Genomic DNA, 17,422 nt, shown 5'->3' with positions numbered 1-17,422 from the left:
CGCGGGTGGGTCTTAGACCAGATTCCAGGGCGGCGAAACCCCGAAAAACGCCCATCAACCGGCAATTTTGACGGGTTTTGGCCGGGCCTGCCAGCCACGGGCGAGATGCACCAGAAGGGAGGTCGCAACGCTCGATCCGCCGATCCAGCCGAGGTCGTTCGGCGAGAGGGTCGCCAGCACCGCCCCGCCCAGTGCCCCGCCGATGGCGAAGCCGAGATACATGGCGGAGGCGTTGAGCGAGAGCGCGATCATCGAGGCCTGCGGCTCGATCCGGATGATGCTGGCGACCTGGGCCGGGTAGAATGCCCAGCCAGAGATGCCCCAGAGGAAGATCGTGCCCAGCACCGCATAGTGCGCCTGGCCCGGCATCAGCTTCAGGACCACCGAGTGCAGGATCAGCGCAACTGCCATCCCGGCGAGCCCGAGGCCCACGGTGGCGAGCGTGCCGAGCCGGTCGGCAAGTAAGCCGCCGAACATGTTGCCGATCGCCGCTGCGCCGCCAAACACCAGCAACGCAAGGCTGATTTGCGAAGCATCGAAGCCGAGGCCGCGGAGCGGAACCGCGAAATAGGTGAACACGGTGAAGCCGCCGAGCGCCCATAGGATCGTGATCACAAGCGCGACCAGGACATTGCCGTGACGCGCCACCGCCAACCGTTCGCCGAGCGAGGCGGTGTTGCGCGGCAGGCCGCGGGGCAGGCCGAGCAGAAGGCCGGCGAGCGCGACGGCGCCGATCAGGGCGACCATGGCAAAGGTCGCGCGCCAGCCGAAGAGGCTGCCGACGAGGTTGCCGAGGGGAACGCCAATCACGGTCGCGACCGTCAGGCCCGACGTGACCAGAGCCACCGCTCGGCCGCGCCGTTCGGGCGAGGCGACCGCCACGGACACCGCGAGCGCCGTCGGCATGCAAAGTCCGGAGCCCAGCGCCATCAGCATCCGCGAGGCCAGGAGCAGGGCGTAACTGGAAGCCACCATCGCGGCGAGATTTCCGGCGATGAAGGTCGCGAGCGCCAGGGCCAGCACGGTCCGGCGATCGATATTGTTCAGCGCGACGGCCAGGATCGGCGAGCCCACGGCGTAGGTGAGGGCGTAGGCAGTGACCAATTGGCCGGCGGCGGAGACCGAAATCTGCAAATCGGCGGCGATGCCGGGCAAAAGTCCCGCGATGACAAAGCCTTCGGTGCCGATCGCAAAGGCCGCCAGGGCCAGCCAGAACACGCTCATTGGACGATATGTTCAATGTTTATTGAACTATTGGATGTGAGGGGCTGTAAGTCAATTGGTTCAAGAACTATTGAACATTGCGGCCGCTTCGCTATGATTTCCGGATCATGAGCCGCACTCCTCTTCACCCGACCCGCGAGCAGATCGAATTGCCGATGGTGCTGGATTGCCTGAGTGATCCGATCCGGCTCGCCATTGTCTACCAGCTTGCGCTGCAGGAGCGTGTCAGCAGCGAGCTCTGCTGCGGCGACTTCAACGGGCTCGCGGGCAAGTCCAACCTCGCCTATCACTTTGCCAAGCTGCGCGAATGCGGCCTGATGCAGACGCGCGTGGCCGGCACCAACCGCTTCATGCGGCTCCGCCGCGAGGATCTGGACGCGCGTTTTCCCGGCCTGCTCGATGCGGTGATCAAGTCCGCAAGCAAGGATGCGGAGCGGCTTCAGCTGCTGCCGGAGGGTGAAGTGGTGGAGGCAGGTTGAGGTGCAGTCCGTCTACGCGCTTCGCTTCAGCTACGCCGGACACGCTTTGCCCCTTCGGGTCAAGCGTGGCTGCGCCACGCGTAGCCCCGAAGGGGCGAAGCGTGGAGACCCGGCCTGGATTTGAACCAGGATGTAGAGCGTTGCACCGCCCTCGCGTAGACGCTTCCGCCACCGGGCCACGGCGATCATGACCGATCGGGGTGCGACAAGCCACCTCAGCTAACTGTTATGCTTAACGAACCAGCGGCGGTCGCGCGATGAAGGTCATGCGCCAGCGATTGTGGCCGATATTGGTGTGGGCGCGCTGGACCGCGAACCCGGCCGCTCTGAGCTTGGCGGTGATGTCCTCCTCGCTGTAGCGCTGGAGCCCGATGCGCGTGCGCAGATGACGGTAATCGGACAGCGCGGTGCTGATCAGCCCGACCAGCGCGTCTTTCAGGAAACCGTGGCGCAGGCCGAAGCCGAGCAGCGCCATGACGTCCCTGACCATGCCGACATTGGGCTGGAGGATGTCCCCCAGCACCAGCTTGCCGGAGGGCTTCAGGATACGGCGGATGGTGAGGAGCGCGGCGTCGAGCTCGTCCGGCGCCATGTATTGCGCGACCGAGTTCATCACGACGAGGTCGATCGACTGGTCCTGCATCTTGCGGACATCGTCGAGCGAGCGGACGCGGATCCTGGTGTTCGGGGCAAACCGCGCGATCAGCCGGCCGCGCACGCCCGGCGCAGGCTCGGCGAGGATCAGCTTGCCGCAAGCCGATGCCACCTGGCTCGCCGACAGCGCCTCGCCGCAGGCATAATCCAGCACCGTGGCGTCCGGCGAGGAGATGTAGCCGATGATGTCCCGCGCGATGATCTGGAAGTGCAAGTCGCGATGCAGCTTGCTGACATAGATCGTGTGCGTCGAGTCGTAATAATCGATCCAATCGTCCATGGTATTCGAAGGTCCCGGCCAAACGGTTCCTTGTCACGGAACCGGCGCTGCCCGCCTTGCGTTAGGGGTGCGACGGCGCGCCGTCAATGTCCGCGTCCTAACAGGAAGGCTTCCCGTGAGCAAAACCAACAACAAGGTCTCGCCCGATCTCGATACCCCCACCGACCTGTCGCCCGACGGGGTCAAGAAGGTCTCGGAGGCGCTCAACGTACTTCTGGCCGACGCCTTCGCGCTGTATCTGAAGACCAAGAATTTTCACTGGCACGTCAGCGGCCGCCACTTCCGCGACTATCATTTGCTGCTCGACGAGCAGTCCGACCAGATCTTCGCCACCACCGACCAGCTCGCCGAGCGCGTCCGCAAGATCGGCGGCACCACGCTGAAGTCGATCGGCCAGGTCGCAAAGCTCCAGACCATCAAGGACAACAACGAGGACTACGTCCCGCCGCGCGAGATGCTGCGCGAGCTGATGCAGGACAACAAGCACGTCGCGGCCGCGATGCGCAAAGCGCACGACGTCTGTGACGACGCCGGCGATGTCGCGAGCGCCAGCATCCTCGAAGTCTTCATCGACGAGACCGAGCGTCGCACCTGGTTCCTGTTCGAAGCTACGCGGCAGGAAGGCGGCAACGAGGCGTAGGGCACGGTGCCGTAGGGTGGGTTAGCCGCAGGCGTAACCCACCTCTTCTGTTTCAGCGGAGACAGACGTGGTGGATTACGCTTCGCTAATCCACCCTACGCACCTTCGCTTTTGTCTACCCCCACAACCGCATCAACGCCCCATCCTTGCCTGTCACGGGATCAGCCGGCGGCAGCGCGACTTGTGGAATCGTCTTCAGCGCCTTGGCGTGGTTGTCCCGCGTTGCGCGCGTGATCTCCATCTTCGCGCCGGGCGGATAGGCCCCGATCACGCAGAAATCACGGCTCGCCTTGATGCATTGATGCCCGGTACCCGCCGGCAGAATCGCGACATCACCCGCCTTGATCTCAAGCTCCTGGCCGTGGTCGCCGCCGAAGCGGACGCGGGCACTGCCGCGCGCGACGCCGAGCACCTCATGCACCGTCGCGTGATAGTGCAGATAGTCGTAGACGCCGTTGCGCCACGTGCCGCCCCAGCCGTTCGCTTCGAACAGGCTCTCGATGGTCTCTTCCGGCTGCTTCGGGTCGAGCTTCACCGCACCCTGGTAGACCAGGAAGGGGCGGATGTTGTTCGGCACGAGCCCGTCATCCCTAAACACGATGGCGAGCGGCTCGGCCTTGTCGCGGACGACGGACATGGCGGGCTCCGGCTGCAAAAGACAGCGGGACAACATTCTATCGTGTGGAGGTGTTCCTCAGAGGTCCAGTGTCCCGGACGCGCTGCAGCGTGTAACGCTGCTGCGCAGAGCCGGGACGCAGAGAGCCGGGAGTCATAGGCCCCGGTTCAGCAGCGCATCACGCCGCAAAGAGCGGCGCGCTGCACTGCGCCCGGGGCACGAGAGCGCGTCTTACGCGCTCTTCTTTTGCCGCATCAGATCCGCGAAACGCTGGAACAGATAGTGCGAGTCGCGCGGGCCGGGCGAGGCCTCGGGGTGATACTGCACCGAGAACACCGGCTTGCCGTCGAGCTGGATGCCGCAATTGGACCCATCAAACAAGGAAATGTGGGTCTGCGTCGCGCCCTTCGGCAGCGTCGCCTCGTCCACGGCAAAACCGTGGTTCATCGAGGTGATCTCGACCTTGCCGGTGGTCTCGTCCTTGACGGGGTGGTTGGCGCCGTGATGGCCCTGATGCATCTTCTTCGTCTTGGCACCGACGGCGAGGCCGAGCATCTGGTGGCCAAGGCAAATGCCGAAGGTCGGCGTGCCCGATTTGATCACGTCCTGGATCACAGGCACGGCATATTTGCCGGTCGCGGCCGGATCGCCCGGACCGTTCGACAGGAACACGCCGTCCGGCTTCATTGCCAAAATGTCTTCGGACGAGGTCGTCGCCGGCACCACCGTCACCTTGCAGCCGACGCCGGCGAGCAGGCGCAAAATGTTGCGCTTGATGCCGTAGTCGATGGCGACGACGTTGAACTCAGCCTTGTCCTGGCGGCCAAAGCCCTTGTCCCATAGCCACGGCGTCTCGTCCCAAGTGAAGCGCTGGCCCGAGGTGACCATCGGCACGAGGTCCATGCCCTCGAGGCCCGGCCATTCGCGCGCCTCTTCCTTCAACCCATGCAGGTCGAACTCGCCGTTCCTGGCGTGCGCGATCACGGCGTTGGGCATGCCCTTGCTGCGGATCAGCGCGGTCAGGGCGCGGGTGTCGATGCCGGACAGGCCGATGATGCCGCGGGCCTTGAGCCAGGCGTCGAGATGCTTGGTGGCGCGGTAGTTCGAGGGATCGGTGATCGCGGTGCGCAGGATCACGCCGCGGGCGCCGGGTGTGGCGGCCATGTTCACCGTCTCGATGTCTTCCTCGTTGGTACCGACATTGCCGATATGCGGGAAGGTGAAGGTGATGAGCTGGCCGGCATAGGAGGGATCGGTAAGGATCTCCTCATAGCCGGTCATCGCGGTGTTGAAGCAGACTTCACCGACGGCGTGGCCTTCGGCGCCGAGACCAAAGCCTTCGAGCACCGTGCCGTCGGCAAGCACGAGGAGCGCGGTCGGTTTATGGTCCGGCCAAGCAGGATCGTTGTCATGTTGTGTCATGAGCGCGTTTCATAAGCCTGCCGGACGCCCCCGTCAAAGCGCAGTTGCGCCGATTCACATGCGTTTTTGCATATTTGACAGCCCGTCTCGGGCTCTTAAGCTTGGCTGCACAATTTCCGGCAAATTCCTGGGCTCGCGAGGCAATAATGGACCAGACCACCCCGATCCTGTTGGTTCCGGGGCTGGCCTCCTCGGCCCGGATCTATGCTCCGGTCATCCCGGCGCTGTGGCGCTTCGGCCCGGTCATGGTTGCCAACCATATCCGCGACGACAGCATGGCTGCGATTGCCGCCCGCGTGCTGAGCGAGGCCCCGCCGCGCTTCGCGCTGGCCGGCCATTCCATGGGCGGCTACGTCGCGTTCGAGATCATGCGCCAGGCGCCCGAGCGGGTGGTCAAGCTCGCGTTGATCAACACCCAGGCGCGTCCCGATACGCCGGAGGCGACCGTGCGCCGCCGCGGCCTGATGGAGCGCGCCAGGCGCGGCGAGCTCCGCGCAATCCGGGAGGAGAGTTTTCCGGAGCTCGTGCATCCGTCGCGGCGCGATGATGCCGAGATTCTCAAGCTGGTGTATGCGCAGGACGAGGATGTCGGTGTCGCGGGCTATCTGCGGCAGCAGACCGCGATCATCGCACGGGTGGATTCGCGCCCGACGCTTGCAGCCATCAAATGCCCGACGCTGGTGTTGACGGGCGATGCCGACAACACCATCCCGAACGCTCTCTCCAGGGAGATGGCCGAGGGCATCGCCGGCGCAAGGCTCAAAGTCCTCGATCGCTGCGGGCACTTGCCGCAAGCCGAGCAGCCGGAAGCGACAGTGCGCGCGCTGACCGAATGGCTCGGAACCGAGGTTGTCTAGGACCCGCGAACGGCCTAGATCAGGCGTCATATCTTTCGAAGGGATCACGATCATGCTGCGCGACGACATCAACAATGCGGTCAAGGAGGCCATGAAGGCCAAGGACGAGCGCAAGCTGTCCACGCTGCGCATGGTCAACTCGACCATCAAGAACGCCGACATCGATGCGCGCGGGCAGGGCAAGCCGCCGTTGTCGGACGCCGACCTGCTCGGCGTCTTTCAGAAGATGATCAAGCAGCGGCAGGAATCGGTCGAGCTCTACGAAAAGGGCGGCCGCGCCGAGCTCGCGGCCCAGGAGCGCGAGGAGATCGGGGTGATCTCGGCGTACTTGCCGAAGCAGATGGCCGACGACGAGGTGAAGAAGGCGATCGCAGACGCGATCACTGAAACCGGTGCCGCCGGCATGAAGGACATGGGCAAGGTGATCGCCGTGCTGCGGGCCAAGTACGCCGGACAGATGGATTTCGGCAAAGCCAGCGGTTTGGTGAAGGCGGCGCTGTCGGGCTAGGCCGTCATTCCGGGGCGACGCGAAGCGTCGAGCCCGGAATCCATCAGGCCGCCAGCTCTGTTGCTCAATGGATTCCGGGTTCGTGCTTCGCACGCCTCGGAATGACAAAAGGAAACTGGGAGGCACGATGACCGCCATCAAACCGTTCCGCATCGCCATCAGCGACGACATCCTCACGGACCTCAAATCGCGCCTCGCCCGCACGCGCTGGCCGGAGGCGGAGCTGGTCGACGACTGGAGCCAGGGCGCGCCGCTGCAATGGATCCAGGAGGTCTGCGCCTATTGGGCCGATGGCTACGACTGGCGGTCGCGCGAGGCAAAGCTCAACCGCTTCGATCAGTTCACCACCGAGATCGACGGGCTCGACATTCATTTTCTGCATGTGCGCTCGAAAGAACCAAACGCGCTGCCGCTGATCGTCACGCATGGCTGGCCCGGTTCGATCGTCGAATTCCAGAAGGTGATCGCACCGCTGGTCGATCCGGTCGCGCATGGCGGCAATCCCGCGGACGCGTTTCACGTCGTCTGTCCCTCGCTGCCGGGCTTCGGCTTCTCGGCCAAGCCCAAGGTCACCGGCTGGGGCGTCGACCGCATCGCCGCGACCTGGGCGAAGCTGATGGAGCGGCTCGGCTATGCGCGCTACGGCGCGCAAGGCGGCGATTGGGGCTCGGCGGTGACGACCTCGCTCGGCGCACAAGATGCCGAGCACTGCGCCGGCATCCACATCACGCTCGCCTTCAACGCGGCGCCGAGGGTCGAGGGTGAACCGACGGCGGAGGAAAAGCGGGCGCTCGCCGGCCTCAAGCACTATGTCGATCTCGACTCCGGCTACTCCAAGCAGCAGGCGACCCGTCCGCAGACGCTCGGCTATGGCCTGACGGATTCGCCGAGCGGGCAGGCGGCCTGGATTCTGGAAAAATTCTGGGCCTGGACCGATTGCGACGGGCACCCTGAGAACATCTTCAGCAAGGACGAGCTGCTCGACAACGTCATGCTGTACTGGGTGACGGAGACGGCGACCTCCTCGGCGCGGCTTTACTGGGAGAGCTTTGGCAAGCGCCGCACCACGCCTGTCGTCAAGGTGCCGACGGGCGTCGCGGTGTTCCCCAAGGAGATCATCACGCCGGTGCGGCGCTGGATGGAGCCGAACTTCCATGACATCACGCATTGGAGCGAGATGGAGAAGGGCGGCCATTTCGCCGCCTTCGAGCAGCCGGAGCTGTTCGTGCGGGACGTCCGCAAGTTCTTTGCGACGTTGCGGTGAGGTGTCCCCTCAAACGTCATGCCCGGGCTTGTCCCGGGCATCCACGGCCTTAGACTAGCAGTGAAGCAAGAAGAACGTGGATGGCCGGGACGAGCGCGGCCATGACACCGAGACTGGAATCGCCGGGCCATGCTGACCGAAGCCGCAACCTACGATGAACTCTATCGCAACTTCCGCTGGGACATCCCGGCGCGCTTCAACATGGCGGAAGCATGCTGCGATCGGCATGCCGACGGCACCGGCCGGCTCGCGCTGATCTATGTCGACGAGAACGGCGCCACCACGCGGACCTCCTTCGACGAGGTCGCGGACATGTCGCGCCGCTTCGCCAACGTGCTGAAGGCGGATGGGCTTTCGCGCGGCGACCGCGTCGCGGTGTTCCTGTCGCAATCGCTGGAGCTGCCGATCGCGCATATGGCGGCGTTCCGCTCGGGCCTGGTCTCGATCCCGCTGTTCGCACTGTTCGGCGAGGACGCGCTGGAATTCCGCCTGTCGAATTCACAGGCGAAGGCAATCATCACCGATGAGGCGGGCTGGGAGAAGCTCACGAAGATCCGCGAGCGGCTGCCCTATTTGCAGGACATCTATATCACGAGCGGCGCCGTCCACGCCGGCGCAAAGCCATTCTGGCCGGCGATCGAAACCGCGTCCGAGGACTTTGCGACCGTCGACACCGCCGCCGACGATCCCGCGCTGATCATCTACACCTCGGGCACGACGGGAAATCCAAAAGGCGCGCTGCATGCGCACCGCGTCGTGCTCGGCCATCTCCCCAACGTCGAGATGTGTCACAACTTCCTGCCGCGCCCCGGCGATCTCATGTGGACACCGGCGGACTGGGCCTGGATCGGCGGCCTCGTCAACGGCCTGCTCGCATTCTGGTATCACGGCATCCCCCTGGTCGGGCATCGCGCGCGAAAGTTCGAGCCGCAGGCGGCGATGCAGATGATGGCCGACCTTGGCGTCCGCAACGTCTTCCTGCCGCCGACCGCGCTCAAGCTGATGCGGCAGGCCGGGGTGAAGCATCCGGGCGTCAAGCTCCGCAGCATCTTCACCGGCGGAGAATCGCTCGGCGGCGAGCTGCTCGGCTGGGTGCGCGAGACTTTTGGTATCGACGCCCATGAGGTGTTCGGCCAGACCGAGTGCAATCTCGTGATCGGCAGCAACTCCAACCTGTTTCCAATCCGCCCCGGCGCGATGGGCAAGGCGACGCCGGGCTTCGACGTCCGCATCGTCGACGACAAGGGAGAGGAGATGCCGCGCGGCCAGCGCGGTATCATCGGCGTGCGCCAGCCATGCCCCGTCACCATGCTCGAATACTGGCGCAATCCGGAGGCGACGGCGAAGAAATATGCCGGCGAATTCCTGCTCACCGGCGATCTCGGCGTGCAGGACGAGGACGGCTATTTCTGGTATGTCAGCCGCGAGGACGACGTCATCACCACCGCCGGCTATCGCGTCGGTCCGTCCGAGATCGAGCATACGCTGATGAAGCACCCGTCGGTGGCGATGGCCGCGGTGGTCGGCATCCCCGATCCGATCCGCACCGAATCGATCAAGGCCTGGATCGTGCTGCGCCCCGGCTTCACCGGCACCGACACGCTGGCACGCGAGATCCAGGAGTTCGTCAAGGTGCAGCTCGCCGCGCATGAATATCCGCGCTTCGTCGAGTTCGCCGAAACGCTGCCGATGACGGCGACCGGCAAGGTGCTGCGGCGCGAGCTGCGGGCCAAGGGCTGACTTCTTACAAGGGCTGACTTCCGTCGATGGCCAAGACGTCTCAAGCCGCGGGGCTTCACCGCGCCTCGCTCGACAAGCTGCACGATCTCGATGCGGCGCTGGAGCTCATGTATTACGGCTGGCGTGGCATGACGCTGGAGGCCGACGAATATCTTGCGAAGCAGGGCCTGTCGCGTCCGCACCATCGCATTCTCTACGTGGTGGCACGCCGGCCCGATATCGCGATCGGCTCGCTGCTCGAGGTCCTCGGCATTTCCAAGCAGGCCTTGAGCCGGCCGCTCAATCTGCTGCTGGAACGCAAGCTCCTGACGTCGAAGCGCTCGCCCGAGCAGCATCGCTCCAAGCTGCTGCGTCTGACGGCCGCCGGGCAGCGCATCGAGCAACGGGCCTCGGACCACGAGCGCAAGGTCTTGCGCGAGGCGTTCGATCGCGTCGGCGCATCTGGGGCGGCGGCATGGATGGCGGTCATGGAGACGATCGCCGACACCAACTGACGACTCGTCAAGTCAATGTAGTTGACATGAGAAGCGGGCTTTGCCACTGTCCTGGCAACGAGCCGGGGAGGGCCCGTGTCATGAGCGGACAGGTTCCATGAGCGCGCATAAAATGGATCGCGCGGCCGCCGAGCGCTTTGTTGCGGCATGGTGCTCGAGCTGGTGCAAGGTCGATATCGACGCGGTCGTGGCGCATTTTGCCGAGAACGCGCAGATGCGCAGCCCTCTGGCGCTGACGCTGACCGGTTCTCCTGTCGTCGCCGGCATCGAGAATATCCGCACCTATTGGCGGAAAGCCTATGGCCACATCGAAAGCGCGGACCTGAAGATCCTGAGCTGGAGCTGGGATGACACCATCGCGCGACTGACGGTGTGGTGGCAGCTGGGCGACACGCGCGCCAGCGAGTTCATGGATTTTGACGAAACGGGGCGCGTCGTGCGCAGCGAAGCCTTTTACGGAAAATGACCATGCGCCTTTCGGATATCGTCCTGCTCCTCAACGCGCTGTGGTTCGGCGGCGCCTTCATCCAGTTCAGCATTGCGCAAGCCAACACGCTGAAGATCTTGCTGCCGCGGGAAGAGCGCAGCAATCCGATCGCGCCGACCCTGGCGGCCAGCGTTGCGTTCCTGGGCGGAATGAACCTGCCGATCGGGCTGTTGTCGTTCTATCTCCTGGTCGCGCGTCCGCCCTTCTTCCAGCCGGTCGAGGCGCAGCTGGTGCTGTTCCTGTTCTTTGCCGCCTGCCATTTCAGCCAATTCGCCTACAATCTTCCGGTGCTGATGCGCGGAGGCCGCGTCGGCGTGGCTTACTGGCCCGTGCTGAAGGGCCCGATGCTGAGGATCTTCGTCATTGACGCAGGTCTGTTCGCGGCCAATCTCGCTGTGGCGCTTGTGCTCGTGTCCCGATCCTGACTACCGCGATGTCGACGCCAGGGCGGAGCGCAGCATCGCCGCAAGATCCTTTCGCCGGAACGGCTTGGTCAGAATGCGGGCTTCGCCGGCCCCGTCCGGCGTCTTGACGGGAGTCTGGCTGTAGCCCGAGGTGAAGAGCACCTTGAGATCAGGCCGCAGCTCGGTTGCTTGCTTCGCAAGCTCCGGCCCGAACATACCGCCGGGCATCACGACGTCGGTGAACAGCAGCTGGATGTCCCCGGGCTGGCGCAACACCTCCAGCGCTGCGGGCCCGTTCGACGTCGCGACGACCCGGTAGCCCAGCGTTCTGAGCTCGCTCTCGACATAGGCCCGCACCATGTCGTCGTCTTCGACGAGGAGAATGGTTTCGTGTCCCGCTTGTGTGACGGTCGCCTCCGCGGGGCGCAGGTCCTCGCCCGGCGGTGCTGCGAGACGGGGAAAGAACAGCCTGATGACACTGCCCCGTCCCGGTTCGGACTGCATCTGCACAAGGCCGCCGGACTGTCGTGCAAATCCGTAGACCATGCTCAGGCCGAGCCCGGTCCCCTTGCCGACTTCCTTGGTTGTGAAGAACGGCTCGAACGCGCGGCTCGCGACTTCGGAGGTCATGCCGCTGCCGGTATCCGTCACGGCCACCATGACGTAGTCGCCGGGGCGCGGCTCGCCGTTGACGTCGAGGTCGGATTCACCGAGCGAGCTGTTATGGACCTCGACCGTCAGCTTGCCGCCCTCCGGCATCGCATCGCGCGCGTTGAGCACGAGGTTGAGCAGGGCCGTGGTCAGCTGGCCGGGATCGACGCTGGCCGGCCATAAATCCTGTTCGAACGCGAAGCGGCACTCGATGTGCTCGCCCAGCGTCCGACGCAGAAGCTGCTCCATGCCGAGCACCTTCTCGGCGATGTCGATCTCTCTCGGCCGCAGGGGCTGCTTTCGCGCGAAGGCGAGCAGGCTCCGTGTCAGGTCAGAACCGCGCTCGGCGGCGGTCGCGATGTCGCCGGCGATTCGGTGCAATTCCTTGTTTCCCGCCAACTGGTCGGCGAGATGCTCCGAATTGCCGAGAATGACGGTCAAGAGATTGTTGAAATCATGTGCCACGCCGCCGGTGAGCTGGCCCATGGCTTCCATCTTCTGGGACTGGCTGAGCTTCTGGTTGAGATCCGCGATCGCGGCGCGCTGCTGTTCGAGCGATTCGGCGGTGCCGTTGAGCAGGGTCATCAATCCGCCGAGCTCGCCGCCCGGATGGGGCTCCGGAATGCGCGCGCTGAGATCGCCGCGTCCGAGCCTCTTCGCCATGGTGGCGAGCCGCCCGACCTGGCGGCCGATGCTCACGGTCGTGAGGATCCATAAGCCGGCGAGGAGCAGCAGCAAGGCCACCGCGAGAATCGCCATATCCTCGTAAAGCCGGCGGTTCGCCGCCGCGACCAGCCCGTCCTTGGAGCGTCCGACCATGATGGTGAGGCCGGCCTTGCGGATCGAGGGCGAGCGGGCGACGCCCCAGATCTGCGTGCGGCCCCCGCGGTCGGTGACTTCCCGAAATGGCTCGCCATCGGGCGCTGCGGCAAAGCGGAACAGATCGGAGCCCGCAATGGACCCGCCGACGGGCTCGCTCCAGCCGCCGCCCTTGGGGGCGACCAGGACCGTACCCTTGGCGTCGACGAGCAGGATGTCCTTCTCGGCGAGCAGCCGCTTATCGTGAAATTCCGCGAATTTGTTCAGGTTGAAGGACGCGAGCAGCACGAACTTCAGCGCGCCCGCCTCTGATCGCACGGGGTAGGCGATCTGGAGCACCGACAGTCCGGTGAGACGGCCGAACACCGGCTCCACCGCGACGACGCCCTGAAGCCCCTTGACCTGTTTGAAATAGCCGCGGTCGTTCAGGTCGAGCGTGCGGTTGGTCCGCAGCGAGTCACAGAACAGGCTGCCGTCGGGATCGATGGTCAGGATACCCGTGAACTGCGGATATTCTTCGCGGACATCCGACAGGAACGCCGAGCACGCCGCCTTGTCGCGCGTGTCGAGGTCGCGGGCCCGGGCGAGCCCATAATGAAGCTGGGCGGTGCCCTGGATCTTCTCGTTCAGATCGCTGGCGATGTCGTCGGCGGAGGCGGCCAGATTGGCCAGCGCGGCGTCGATCTCGCTGGCCCGGTTCTGCACAAAGCGCAGCCCGACCAGGATCGCCGGCACGAGCATGGCGGCGATGACGAGGATCAGTAACCGGGTACGCAGGCTCATCGGTGGGGCGGTCCGCTCTCGTATCTGCTCGGAGGTACAATTTGCGGTACGATCGTCTCCCCAGTCCATAGCCATTGGCGCGAAAATCGCAACAATGGTCAAGGATTTCGCATCGCGAGCATTGTTGCGTCGCCGCTACTCCTCGCGCCGGCCGGCATCAAGTTGCGCCTCCGCACGGCGGCGCTAATATCGCAGCATATGCGCGACGAAAGATCGCGCCGATGTGTGGAGGGAGCTGATGTCCATCTCGGGCAAGGTCGATCCGGTGGTACGCCCCGTCGCGGCGACCGACATCGCCGAGGCGCTGGTCGAGGGTCTGCGTGATTTCCAGGCGTTGCCGTTCTACGGTCTCTGCTTCGGTGCGCTCTACGCCGCCGGGGGGATCGCCATCATGCTGTGCCTCACCGCCTTCGGCATGGTCTATCTCGTCTATCCCCTGGCGGCAGGCTTCGCGCTGATCGGGCCGTTCGTGGCGATCGGGCTCTATGAGGTCAGCCGCCGCCGCGAGCGCGGCGAGCCGGTCTCCTTCGGGGCGATCTGGTCGGCCGTGCGCTCGCGCAGCGAGATCGGCTGGATGGCGTTCGTCACGCTGTTCGTGTTCGTGATCTGGATGTACCAGGTGCGGCTCCTGATCGCGCTGCTGCTCGGCCTGCACGCGTCGTTCTCGAGCCTTCAGGAATTTATGACCGTGGTGCTGACGACCAATGAGGGCCTGCTGTTCCTCGGCATCGGCAATGCGGTTGGTGCCGTGCTGTCGCTGATCCTGTTCTCGCTGACCGTGGTGTCGTTTCCGCTGCTGCTCGACCGCGAGGTCGATTTCGTCACGGCGATGGTGACGAGCGTGCGCGCGGTGGTGACGAGCCCGCTGCCGATGATCACGTGGGCCGCCGTGATCGTGATGCTGCTGATCGTCTCGGCGCTGCCGTACTTTCTCGGGCTGATCGTGACACTGCCCGTGCTCGGTCATGCGACCTGGCACCTTTATCGGCGGCTGGTGGTGCCGGCGGCGTAAGAAGGGAGCCGGGCGCGACGGCGGCGAGCTATTCGCCGGTTGCCAAGCGGCGAACGCCGGATGAGGTCAGTTCGAGTTTGCCGAGCCGCCTGATCGCATAGCCCAGGTTGACCAGGCGTTCGCCGCGTCCTTGCGGAATTTCGTCTTGCGCCTTGCCCTTGCCGACCTCGGCCAGCGACGCGAATTCATCGGCGCTGAGCGCAGCGGTGCTGTCTGTCATCAGGCGACCTCGTCCGTCCATACCTTGAAATTGAGCAGTTTATTCGGACCGAAGGTCTGGGTGATCGGGACGTCTGCGGCGTCGCGTCCCTGTGCGATCAGCACGCGGCCAATCCGCGGCGTGTTGTTGCGCGGATCGAACATGTGCCAGCTCCCACCGATGAAAGCCTCGAACCAGGCCGCGAAATCTCCCGCAGGCCAGGGCTGCGGTGTGCCGATGTCGCTGAGGTAGCCGGTGCAATAACGCGCCGGGATGTTCATGCAACGGCAGAAAGCGACGGCGAGATGGGCGTAGTCGCGGCATACGCCCTTGCCTTCGTCGTAGGCTTCCCGGGCGGTCCTGGTCGCACGCGCGTGCTCATGCCCGAACGTGATGCGGCGATGAACAAAATCGCAGATGGCTTGGACCCGCGCCCAGCCCGGCGGGGTCTGCTCGAACAACTTCCACGCGATATCCGACAGGCGATCGGTCTCGCAGTAGCGACTACCGAGCAGATAGACGAGCGTGTCGGCCGGCAGCGCTTCGACGGCGTGCTGAATCGCGTTTGGAAACACCGGGTCGGGCAGGCCGCTGTCGCCAACGACGCCATCGCCGGCAAGGCGGAAGGCGCCGGCCGGCGCTACGATGCGGCTGCACCAATTGCCGAAGAGGTCGCGATAGGGATTGATCGCCACCGAGGGGCTGGTGGTCAGCAGGTCGGGCACGATGACATCGGAGGCGCGCGTGAAGTGCGTGCCCAACACCATGATCATGGGCGTCGGCTGCGGGAATTCGTACAGCATCTCGTACCCGACGCGGAGCTTCATACGAAACACTTTCCCTTGGCTAAGCTCTCAACATGGCTACGAAGCGGTCGAACACAAGGCTTCGACCGCCTTATTCGCCCGCGAGCGGCATTTGGCGCTTCAAAAGCGCGGCGCGGGGCGAGAAAACGATAGCTAATTGCAGTGATTGCGCGCACGGTGCGCCAATGTCGGGCAGGCCGGTCGTCTCTGCGCACACAGGCCGCTACGACTCCAAGCGCGCGATTTGAACGGCTCATTTCTGGCGTCGGCGGAACCGATACGTCGTAACGACGACGACCATTGGCGTATTGCCCGTTCCAGCGGCTGGGCCGCGCGCGGCGGGCTCGTGCCGCTCGATGCCGGGAAGATTCCATCGCGGTCGATATGAGATCGAACGCCAACCGAAAGCACCTGATGCAAACGCTCTCCCCACGGCACGTCAAGGCAGACGAAGCGCTCCGGCTCGGCGTGGAGTCGGGCTGGTACGCGATCAAAGTCAGCGGGACCTTTGTCTCGGGGCCGCACGACTCTGAAGGGGAATGCCGTCGCAAGATCGACGAGATTCATCCGCCGCTGGTGAAGAAGAAACGATGAGGGCCCAGGTTCCGGCCGCTACGGCGTCTTGATCCCCATCGCCTTCAGCGCATCCAGCATCCGCTGCGGCGGGCCCATCTTCACCACCAGCGGCTTGCCGGTCTCGAGCACGCTCTTGAGACCGGACAGGATCGCCGGCCAGCCCTGCCGTCCGCCTTCGAGGATGTCGTCGCTAAGCGGCCGGTCGTGGCTTTCGCTCATCGTGAGCCGGACCGCATCGCCGACCTGCTCGATCTCGTAGGTGACGAGGGTCGGGCCGAGCTTCTCGATCAGCTCGGGCCAGTTCACGTTGAACGTGACCGACAGCTTTCGCGGCGGATCGTAGGCGAGAACCTCGCCGCTGATGTGCAACGCGCCATCGGGCGTGCGCACGGTGAACGCACCGCCAAGGCGCGGCTCGACCTCCACGGCATTGCCGAAGAAATATTGCTTGCTGAACTCGGCCGAGGTCAGCGCCTGCCACACCTTCTCCGGCGTCGAAGCGATGTAGATGGTGTAGACCGTGAGCGGCTTGAATTGATCGAGGTTCATTTTGCGTCGAATCCCTTGTTGAGCGCCGCGCGGGGAATGGCGAGCACCTTGCCTCTCTCCAGCAGGCTTTTGAGCCCGGACAGGATCGCCGGCCAGCCATTGGAGACGGCGCCGAGATATTTGCCGCCCTCGACGAAGCCGTCATGCAACACGGTCAAACGCACGAGCGCGCCGAACGGTTCGATGGTGAAGACGACGCGTGAGATCGGCTCGCCGCGCAGCTCTTCGAACTTCTGGTGCTTGAAGCTGTAGGACAGGCGGCGCGGCGGATCGGCCTCGAGGATCTCGCCGGAATCGGTGATCTCGCCGTCGAGCGTGAGCGCAAAGGGCGAGCCGGCCTTCCAGTCGGAGTGGACCTCGGCGCCGAACCAATATTGCCTGGTGAATTCGCCCGACGTCAGCGCCTCCCACAGCTTCTCCGCTGTGGTCTCGATATAGGTCACGTAGACGAACTCCGGCTTACTCATCGCGCTTCTCCAACTGGCGTTTCAACTCGCTGAGTGCGGCGAGCTTGCCGCGCTCGAATTTCTTGATCCAGCGTTCGCCGATCTGATGGATCGGCACCGGGTTGAGATAGTGCAGCTTCTCGCGGCCATGCCTGATGGTGGTGACCAGACTGGCCTCTTCCAGAATCGCAAGGTGTTTCGTGACGGCCTGGCGCGTCATCGCCAAGCCTTCGCAGAGCTCGTTCAGCGTCTGGCCGTTCTTCGCATGAAGCCTGTCGAGCAGCGACCGTCGTGACGCATCGGCGAGCGCTTTGAAGACTTCATCCATGGCGCCGATAATAGGCAACCAAATGGTTGCATGTCAAGCGCGCCGTCATTCCGGAAACCGCGTAGCGGTTATCCGGAATCTCGAGATTCTCAGGTGCGCAACCGCGCACCATAGTTCGCACTTTGTGCGCCCCGGAATGACCAGCCGCCGAAATCGTGTTTTGGTCGCGCGCAATCGGCCGTGC

At 64.5% G+C, this 17,422-nt stretch carries 21 protein-coding genes and 1 tRNA gene; 11 read left to right on the top strand and 11 right to left on the bottom strand.

Annotated features, from left to right (window positions below; all coding sequences use genetic code 11):
* Positions 1-54: 54 nt before the first annotated feature.
* Positions 55-1,224, bottom strand: coding sequence for an MFS transporter (locus AABA84_RS01815; RefSeq protein ID WP_212248335.1), 1,170 nt, complete (start codon positions 1,222-1,224; stop codon positions 55-57).
* 107 nt (positions 1,225-1,331) lie between these two features.
* Between AABA84_RS01815 and AABA84_RS01810 the strand changes: the two genes are divergently transcribed.
* The gene (locus AABA84_RS01810) at positions 1,332-1,703 is read left to right on the top strand and encodes an ArsR/SmtB family transcription factor (RefSeq protein WP_212248334.1); all 372 of its coding nucleotides are present in this window, start codon (positions 1,332-1,334) and stop codon (positions 1,701-1,703) included.
* Between the two features lie 102 nt (positions 1,704-1,805).
* On the opposite strand, the gene AABA84_RS01805 is transcribed toward AABA84_RS01810, so the two are convergent.
* Together AABA84_RS01805 and AABA84_RS01800 are read right to left on the bottom strand one after the other, a co-directional pair.
* Positions 1,806-1,881: transfer RNA gene (locus AABA84_RS01805), tRNA-OTHER, on the bottom strand.
* Between the two features lie 54 nt (positions 1,882-1,935).
* Complete coding sequence (locus AABA84_RS01800; protein ID WP_338311170.1) at positions 1,936-2,637, bottom strand: class I SAM-dependent methyltransferase; 702 nt, start codon at positions 2,635-2,637, stop codon at positions 1,936-1,938.
* Positions 2,638-2,752: 115 nt separating this feature from the next.
* Between AABA84_RS01800 and AABA84_RS01795 the strand changes: the two genes are divergently transcribed.
* Positions 2,753-3,277: a Dps family protein gene (locus tag AABA84_RS01795; protein ID WP_212248332.1), complete on the top strand. Its 525-nt coding sequence runs from the start codon at positions 2,753-2,755 to the stop codon at positions 3,275-3,277.
* Between the two features lie 115 nt (positions 3,278-3,392).
* Here AABA84_RS01795 and AABA84_RS01790 read toward each other — a convergent pair whose 3' ends face one another.
* Positions 3,393-3,914 (bottom strand): cupin domain-containing protein, encoded by a 522-nt coding sequence (locus tag AABA84_RS01790; RefSeq protein WP_338311169.1) that lies wholly within the window; start codon positions 3,912-3,914, stop codon positions 3,393-3,395.
* Between the two features lie 210 nt (positions 3,915-4,124).
* Complete coding sequence (carA, locus tag AABA84_RS01785; RefSeq protein ID WP_212248330.1) at positions 4,125-5,315, bottom strand: glutamine-hydrolyzing carbamoyl-phosphate synthase small subunit; 1,191 nt, start codon at positions 5,313-5,315, stop codon at positions 4,125-4,127.
* Between the two features lie 146 nt (positions 5,316-5,461).
* Between carA and AABA84_RS01780 the strand changes: the two genes are divergently transcribed.
* The 7 genes from AABA84_RS01780 (at position 5,462) to AABA84_RS01750 (ending at position 11,090) form a co-directional block, all read left to right on the top strand.
* Positions 5,462-6,172: an alpha/beta fold hydrolase gene (locus AABA84_RS01780; RefSeq protein WP_212248329.1), complete on the top strand. Its 711-nt coding sequence runs from the start codon at positions 5,462-5,464 to the stop codon at positions 6,170-6,172.
* A 52-nt stretch (positions 6,173-6,224) separates the two neighbouring features.
* On the top strand, positions 6,225-6,680 hold the full coding sequence (locus AABA84_RS01775; RefSeq protein ID WP_212248328.1) for a GatB/YqeY domain-containing protein: 456 nt from the start codon (positions 6,225-6,227) through the stop codon (positions 6,678-6,680).
* A 127-nt stretch (positions 6,681-6,807) separates the two neighbouring features.
* Positions 6,808-7,944 carry an epoxide hydrolase family protein gene (locus tag AABA84_RS01770; RefSeq protein ID WP_212248327.1) on the top strand — a complete coding sequence of 379 codons (1,137 nt, stop codon included), beginning with the start codon at positions 6,808-6,810 and terminating at the stop codon, positions 7,942-7,944.
* Positions 7,945-8,073: 129 nt separating this feature from the next.
* Positions 8,074-9,684: an acyl-CoA synthetase gene (locus tag AABA84_RS01765; RefSeq protein ID WP_338311167.1), complete on the top strand. Its 1,611-nt coding sequence runs from the start codon at positions 8,074-8,076 to the stop codon at positions 9,682-9,684.
* A gap of 26 nt (positions 9,685-9,710) precedes the next feature.
* On the top strand, positions 9,711-10,178 hold the full coding sequence (locus tag AABA84_RS01760) for a MarR family winged helix-turn-helix transcriptional regulator (protein WP_212248325.1): 468 nt from the start codon (positions 9,711-9,713) through the stop codon (positions 10,176-10,178).
* A gap of 97 nt (positions 10,179-10,275) precedes the next feature.
* Positions 10,276-10,644, top strand: coding sequence for a hypothetical protein (locus AABA84_RS01755; protein WP_338311165.1), 369 nt, complete (start codon positions 10,276-10,278; stop codon positions 10,642-10,644).
* A gap of 2 nt (positions 10,645-10,646) precedes the next feature.
* Complete coding sequence (locus tag AABA84_RS01750) at positions 10,647-11,090, top strand: hypothetical protein (protein ID WP_212248323.1); 444 nt, start codon at positions 10,647-10,649, stop codon at positions 11,088-11,090.
* Here AABA84_RS01750 and AABA84_RS01745 read toward each other — a convergent pair whose 3' ends face one another.
* Complete coding sequence (locus AABA84_RS01745; protein ID WP_338311164.1) at positions 11,091-13,322, bottom strand: ATP-binding protein; 2,232 nt, start codon at positions 13,320-13,322, stop codon at positions 11,091-11,093.
* Between the two features lie 238 nt (positions 13,323-13,560).
* Between AABA84_RS01745 and AABA84_RS01740 the strand changes: the two genes are divergently transcribed.
* Positions 13,561-14,334 (top strand): DUF2189 domain-containing protein, encoded by a 774-nt coding sequence (locus AABA84_RS01740; RefSeq protein ID WP_212248321.1) that lies wholly within the window; start codon positions 13,561-13,563, stop codon positions 14,332-14,334.
* 28 nt (positions 14,335-14,362) lie between these two features.
* Here AABA84_RS01740 and AABA84_RS01735 read toward each other — a convergent pair whose 3' ends face one another.
* Both AABA84_RS01735 and AABA84_RS01730 read right to left on the bottom strand, forming a co-directional pair.
* A complete protein-coding gene (locus tag AABA84_RS01735) occupies positions 14,363-14,554 on the bottom strand; it encodes a hypothetical protein (RefSeq protein WP_338309449.1) in 192 nt (63 codons plus the stop codon).
* Positions 14,554-15,360 carry a transglutaminase-like domain-containing protein gene (locus AABA84_RS01730; RefSeq protein WP_212248319.1) on the bottom strand — a complete coding sequence of 269 codons (807 nt, stop codon included), beginning with the start codon at positions 15,358-15,360 and terminating at the stop codon, positions 14,554-14,556. Before AABA84_RS01730 ends, AABA84_RS01735 begins: the two co-directional genes overlap by 1 nt.
* Positions 15,361-15,753: 393 nt before the next feature.
* Here AABA84_RS01730 and AABA84_RS01725 point away from each other — a divergent pair, with 393 nt between their 5' ends.
* Complete coding sequence (locus AABA84_RS01725) at positions 15,754-15,933, top strand: hypothetical protein (RefSeq protein WP_028140481.1); 180 nt, start codon at positions 15,754-15,756, stop codon at positions 15,931-15,933.
* A gap of 18 nt (positions 15,934-15,951) precedes the next feature.
* Here AABA84_RS01725 and AABA84_RS01720 read toward each other — a convergent pair whose 3' ends face one another.
* From AABA84_RS01720 to AABA84_RS01710, 3 genes are read right to left on the bottom strand one after another with little or no spacing between them, the layout of a single operon-like run.
* The gene (locus AABA84_RS01720; protein ID WP_338309451.1) at positions 15,952-16,464 is read right to left on the bottom strand and encodes an SRPBCC family protein; all 513 of its coding nucleotides are present in this window, start codon (positions 16,462-16,464) and stop codon (positions 15,952-15,954) included.
* Positions 16,461-16,931, bottom strand: a complete 471-nt coding sequence (locus tag AABA84_RS01715; protein WP_338311163.1) for an SRPBCC family protein — start codon at positions 16,929-16,931, stop codon at positions 16,461-16,463. Before AABA84_RS01715 ends, AABA84_RS01720 begins: the two co-directional genes overlap by 4 nt.
* Positions 16,924-17,238 carry an ArsR/SmtB family transcription factor gene (locus AABA84_RS01710; protein ID WP_338311162.1) on the bottom strand — a complete coding sequence of 105 codons (315 nt, stop codon included), beginning with the start codon at positions 17,236-17,238 and terminating at the stop codon, positions 16,924-16,926. The genes AABA84_RS01715 and AABA84_RS01710 overlap by 8 nt, the downstream gene beginning before the upstream one ends.
* Between the last annotated feature and the right edge of the window lie 184 nt (positions 17,239-17,422).

This window comes from Bradyrhizobium sp. TM239, assembly GCF_036247985.1.
Taxonomy (GTDB): domain Bacteria; phylum Pseudomonadota; class Alphaproteobacteria; order Rhizobiales; family Xanthobacteraceae; genus Bradyrhizobium; species Bradyrhizobium ottawaense.
Note: the sequence above shows the minus strand (reverse complement) of the source record. Positions and strands in the feature narration are given on the sequence as shown.

Coding starts and splice junctions, on each gene's coding strand:
- AABA84_RS01815 (WP_212248335.1), bottom strand. CDS start 1,224: ATGAGCGTGTTCTGGCTGGCCCTGGCGGCCTTTGCGATCGGCACCGAA.
- AABA84_RS01810 (WP_212248334.1), top strand. CDS start 1,332: ATGAGCCGCACTCCTCTTCACCCGACCCGCGAGCAGATCGAATTGCCG.
- AABA84_RS01800 (WP_338311170.1), bottom strand. CDS start 2,637: ATGGACGATTGGATCGATTATTACGACTCGACGCACACGATCTATGTC.
- AABA84_RS01790 (WP_338311169.1), bottom strand. CDS start 3,914: ATGTCCGTCGTCCGCGACAAGGCCGAGCCGCTCGCCATCGTGTTTAGG.
- carA (WP_212248330.1), bottom strand. CDS start 5,315: ATGACACAACATGACAACGATCCTGCTTGGCCGGACCATAAACCGACC.
- AABA84_RS01780 (WP_212248329.1), top strand. CDS start 5,462: ATGGACCAGACCACCCCGATCCTGTTGGTTCCGGGGCTGGCCTCCTCG.
- AABA84_RS01775 (WP_212248328.1), top strand. CDS start 6,225: ATGCTGCGCGACGACATCAACAATGCGGTCAAGGAGGCCATGAAGGCC.
- AABA84_RS01770 (WP_212248327.1), top strand. CDS start 6,808: ATGACCGCCATCAAACCGTTCCGCATCGCCATCAGCGACGACATCCTC.
- AABA84_RS01765 (WP_338311167.1), top strand. CDS start 8,074: ATGCTGACCGAAGCCGCAACCTACGATGAACTCTATCGCAACTTCCGC.
- AABA84_RS01760 (WP_212248325.1), top strand. CDS start 9,711: ATGGCCAAGACGTCTCAAGCCGCGGGGCTTCACCGCGCCTCGCTCGAC.
- AABA84_RS01755 (WP_338311165.1), top strand. CDS start 10,276: ATGAGCGCGCATAAAATGGATCGCGCGGCCGCCGAGCGCTTTGTTGCG.
- AABA84_RS01750 (WP_212248323.1), top strand. CDS start 10,647: ATGCGCCTTTCGGATATCGTCCTGCTCCTCAACGCGCTGTGGTTCGGC.
- AABA84_RS01745 (WP_338311164.1), bottom strand. CDS start 13,322: ATGAGCCTGCGTACCCGGTTACTGATCCTCGTCATCGCCGCCATGCTC.
- AABA84_RS01740 (WP_212248321.1), top strand. CDS start 13,561: ATGTCCATCTCGGGCAAGGTCGATCCGGTGGTACGCCCCGTCGCGGCG.
- AABA84_RS01735 (WP_338309449.1), bottom strand. CDS start 14,554: ATGACAGACAGCACCGCTGCGCTCAGCGCCGATGAATTCGCGTCGCTG.
- AABA84_RS01730 (WP_212248319.1), bottom strand. CDS start 15,360: ATGAAGCTCCGCGTCGGGTACGAGATGCTGTACGAATTCCCGCAGCCG.
- AABA84_RS01725 (WP_028140481.1), top strand. CDS start 15,754: ATGCAAACGCTCTCCCCACGGCACGTCAAGGCAGACGAAGCGCTCCGG.
- AABA84_RS01720 (WP_338309451.1), bottom strand. CDS start 16,464: ATGAACCTCGATCAATTCAAGCCGCTCACGGTCTACACCATCTACATC.
- AABA84_RS01715 (WP_338311163.1), bottom strand. CDS start 16,931: ATGAGTAAGCCGGAGTTCGTCTACGTGACCTATATCGAGACCACAGCG.
- AABA84_RS01710 (WP_338311162.1), bottom strand. CDS start 17,238: ATGGATGAAGTCTTCAAAGCGCTCGCCGATGCGTCACGACGGTCGCTG.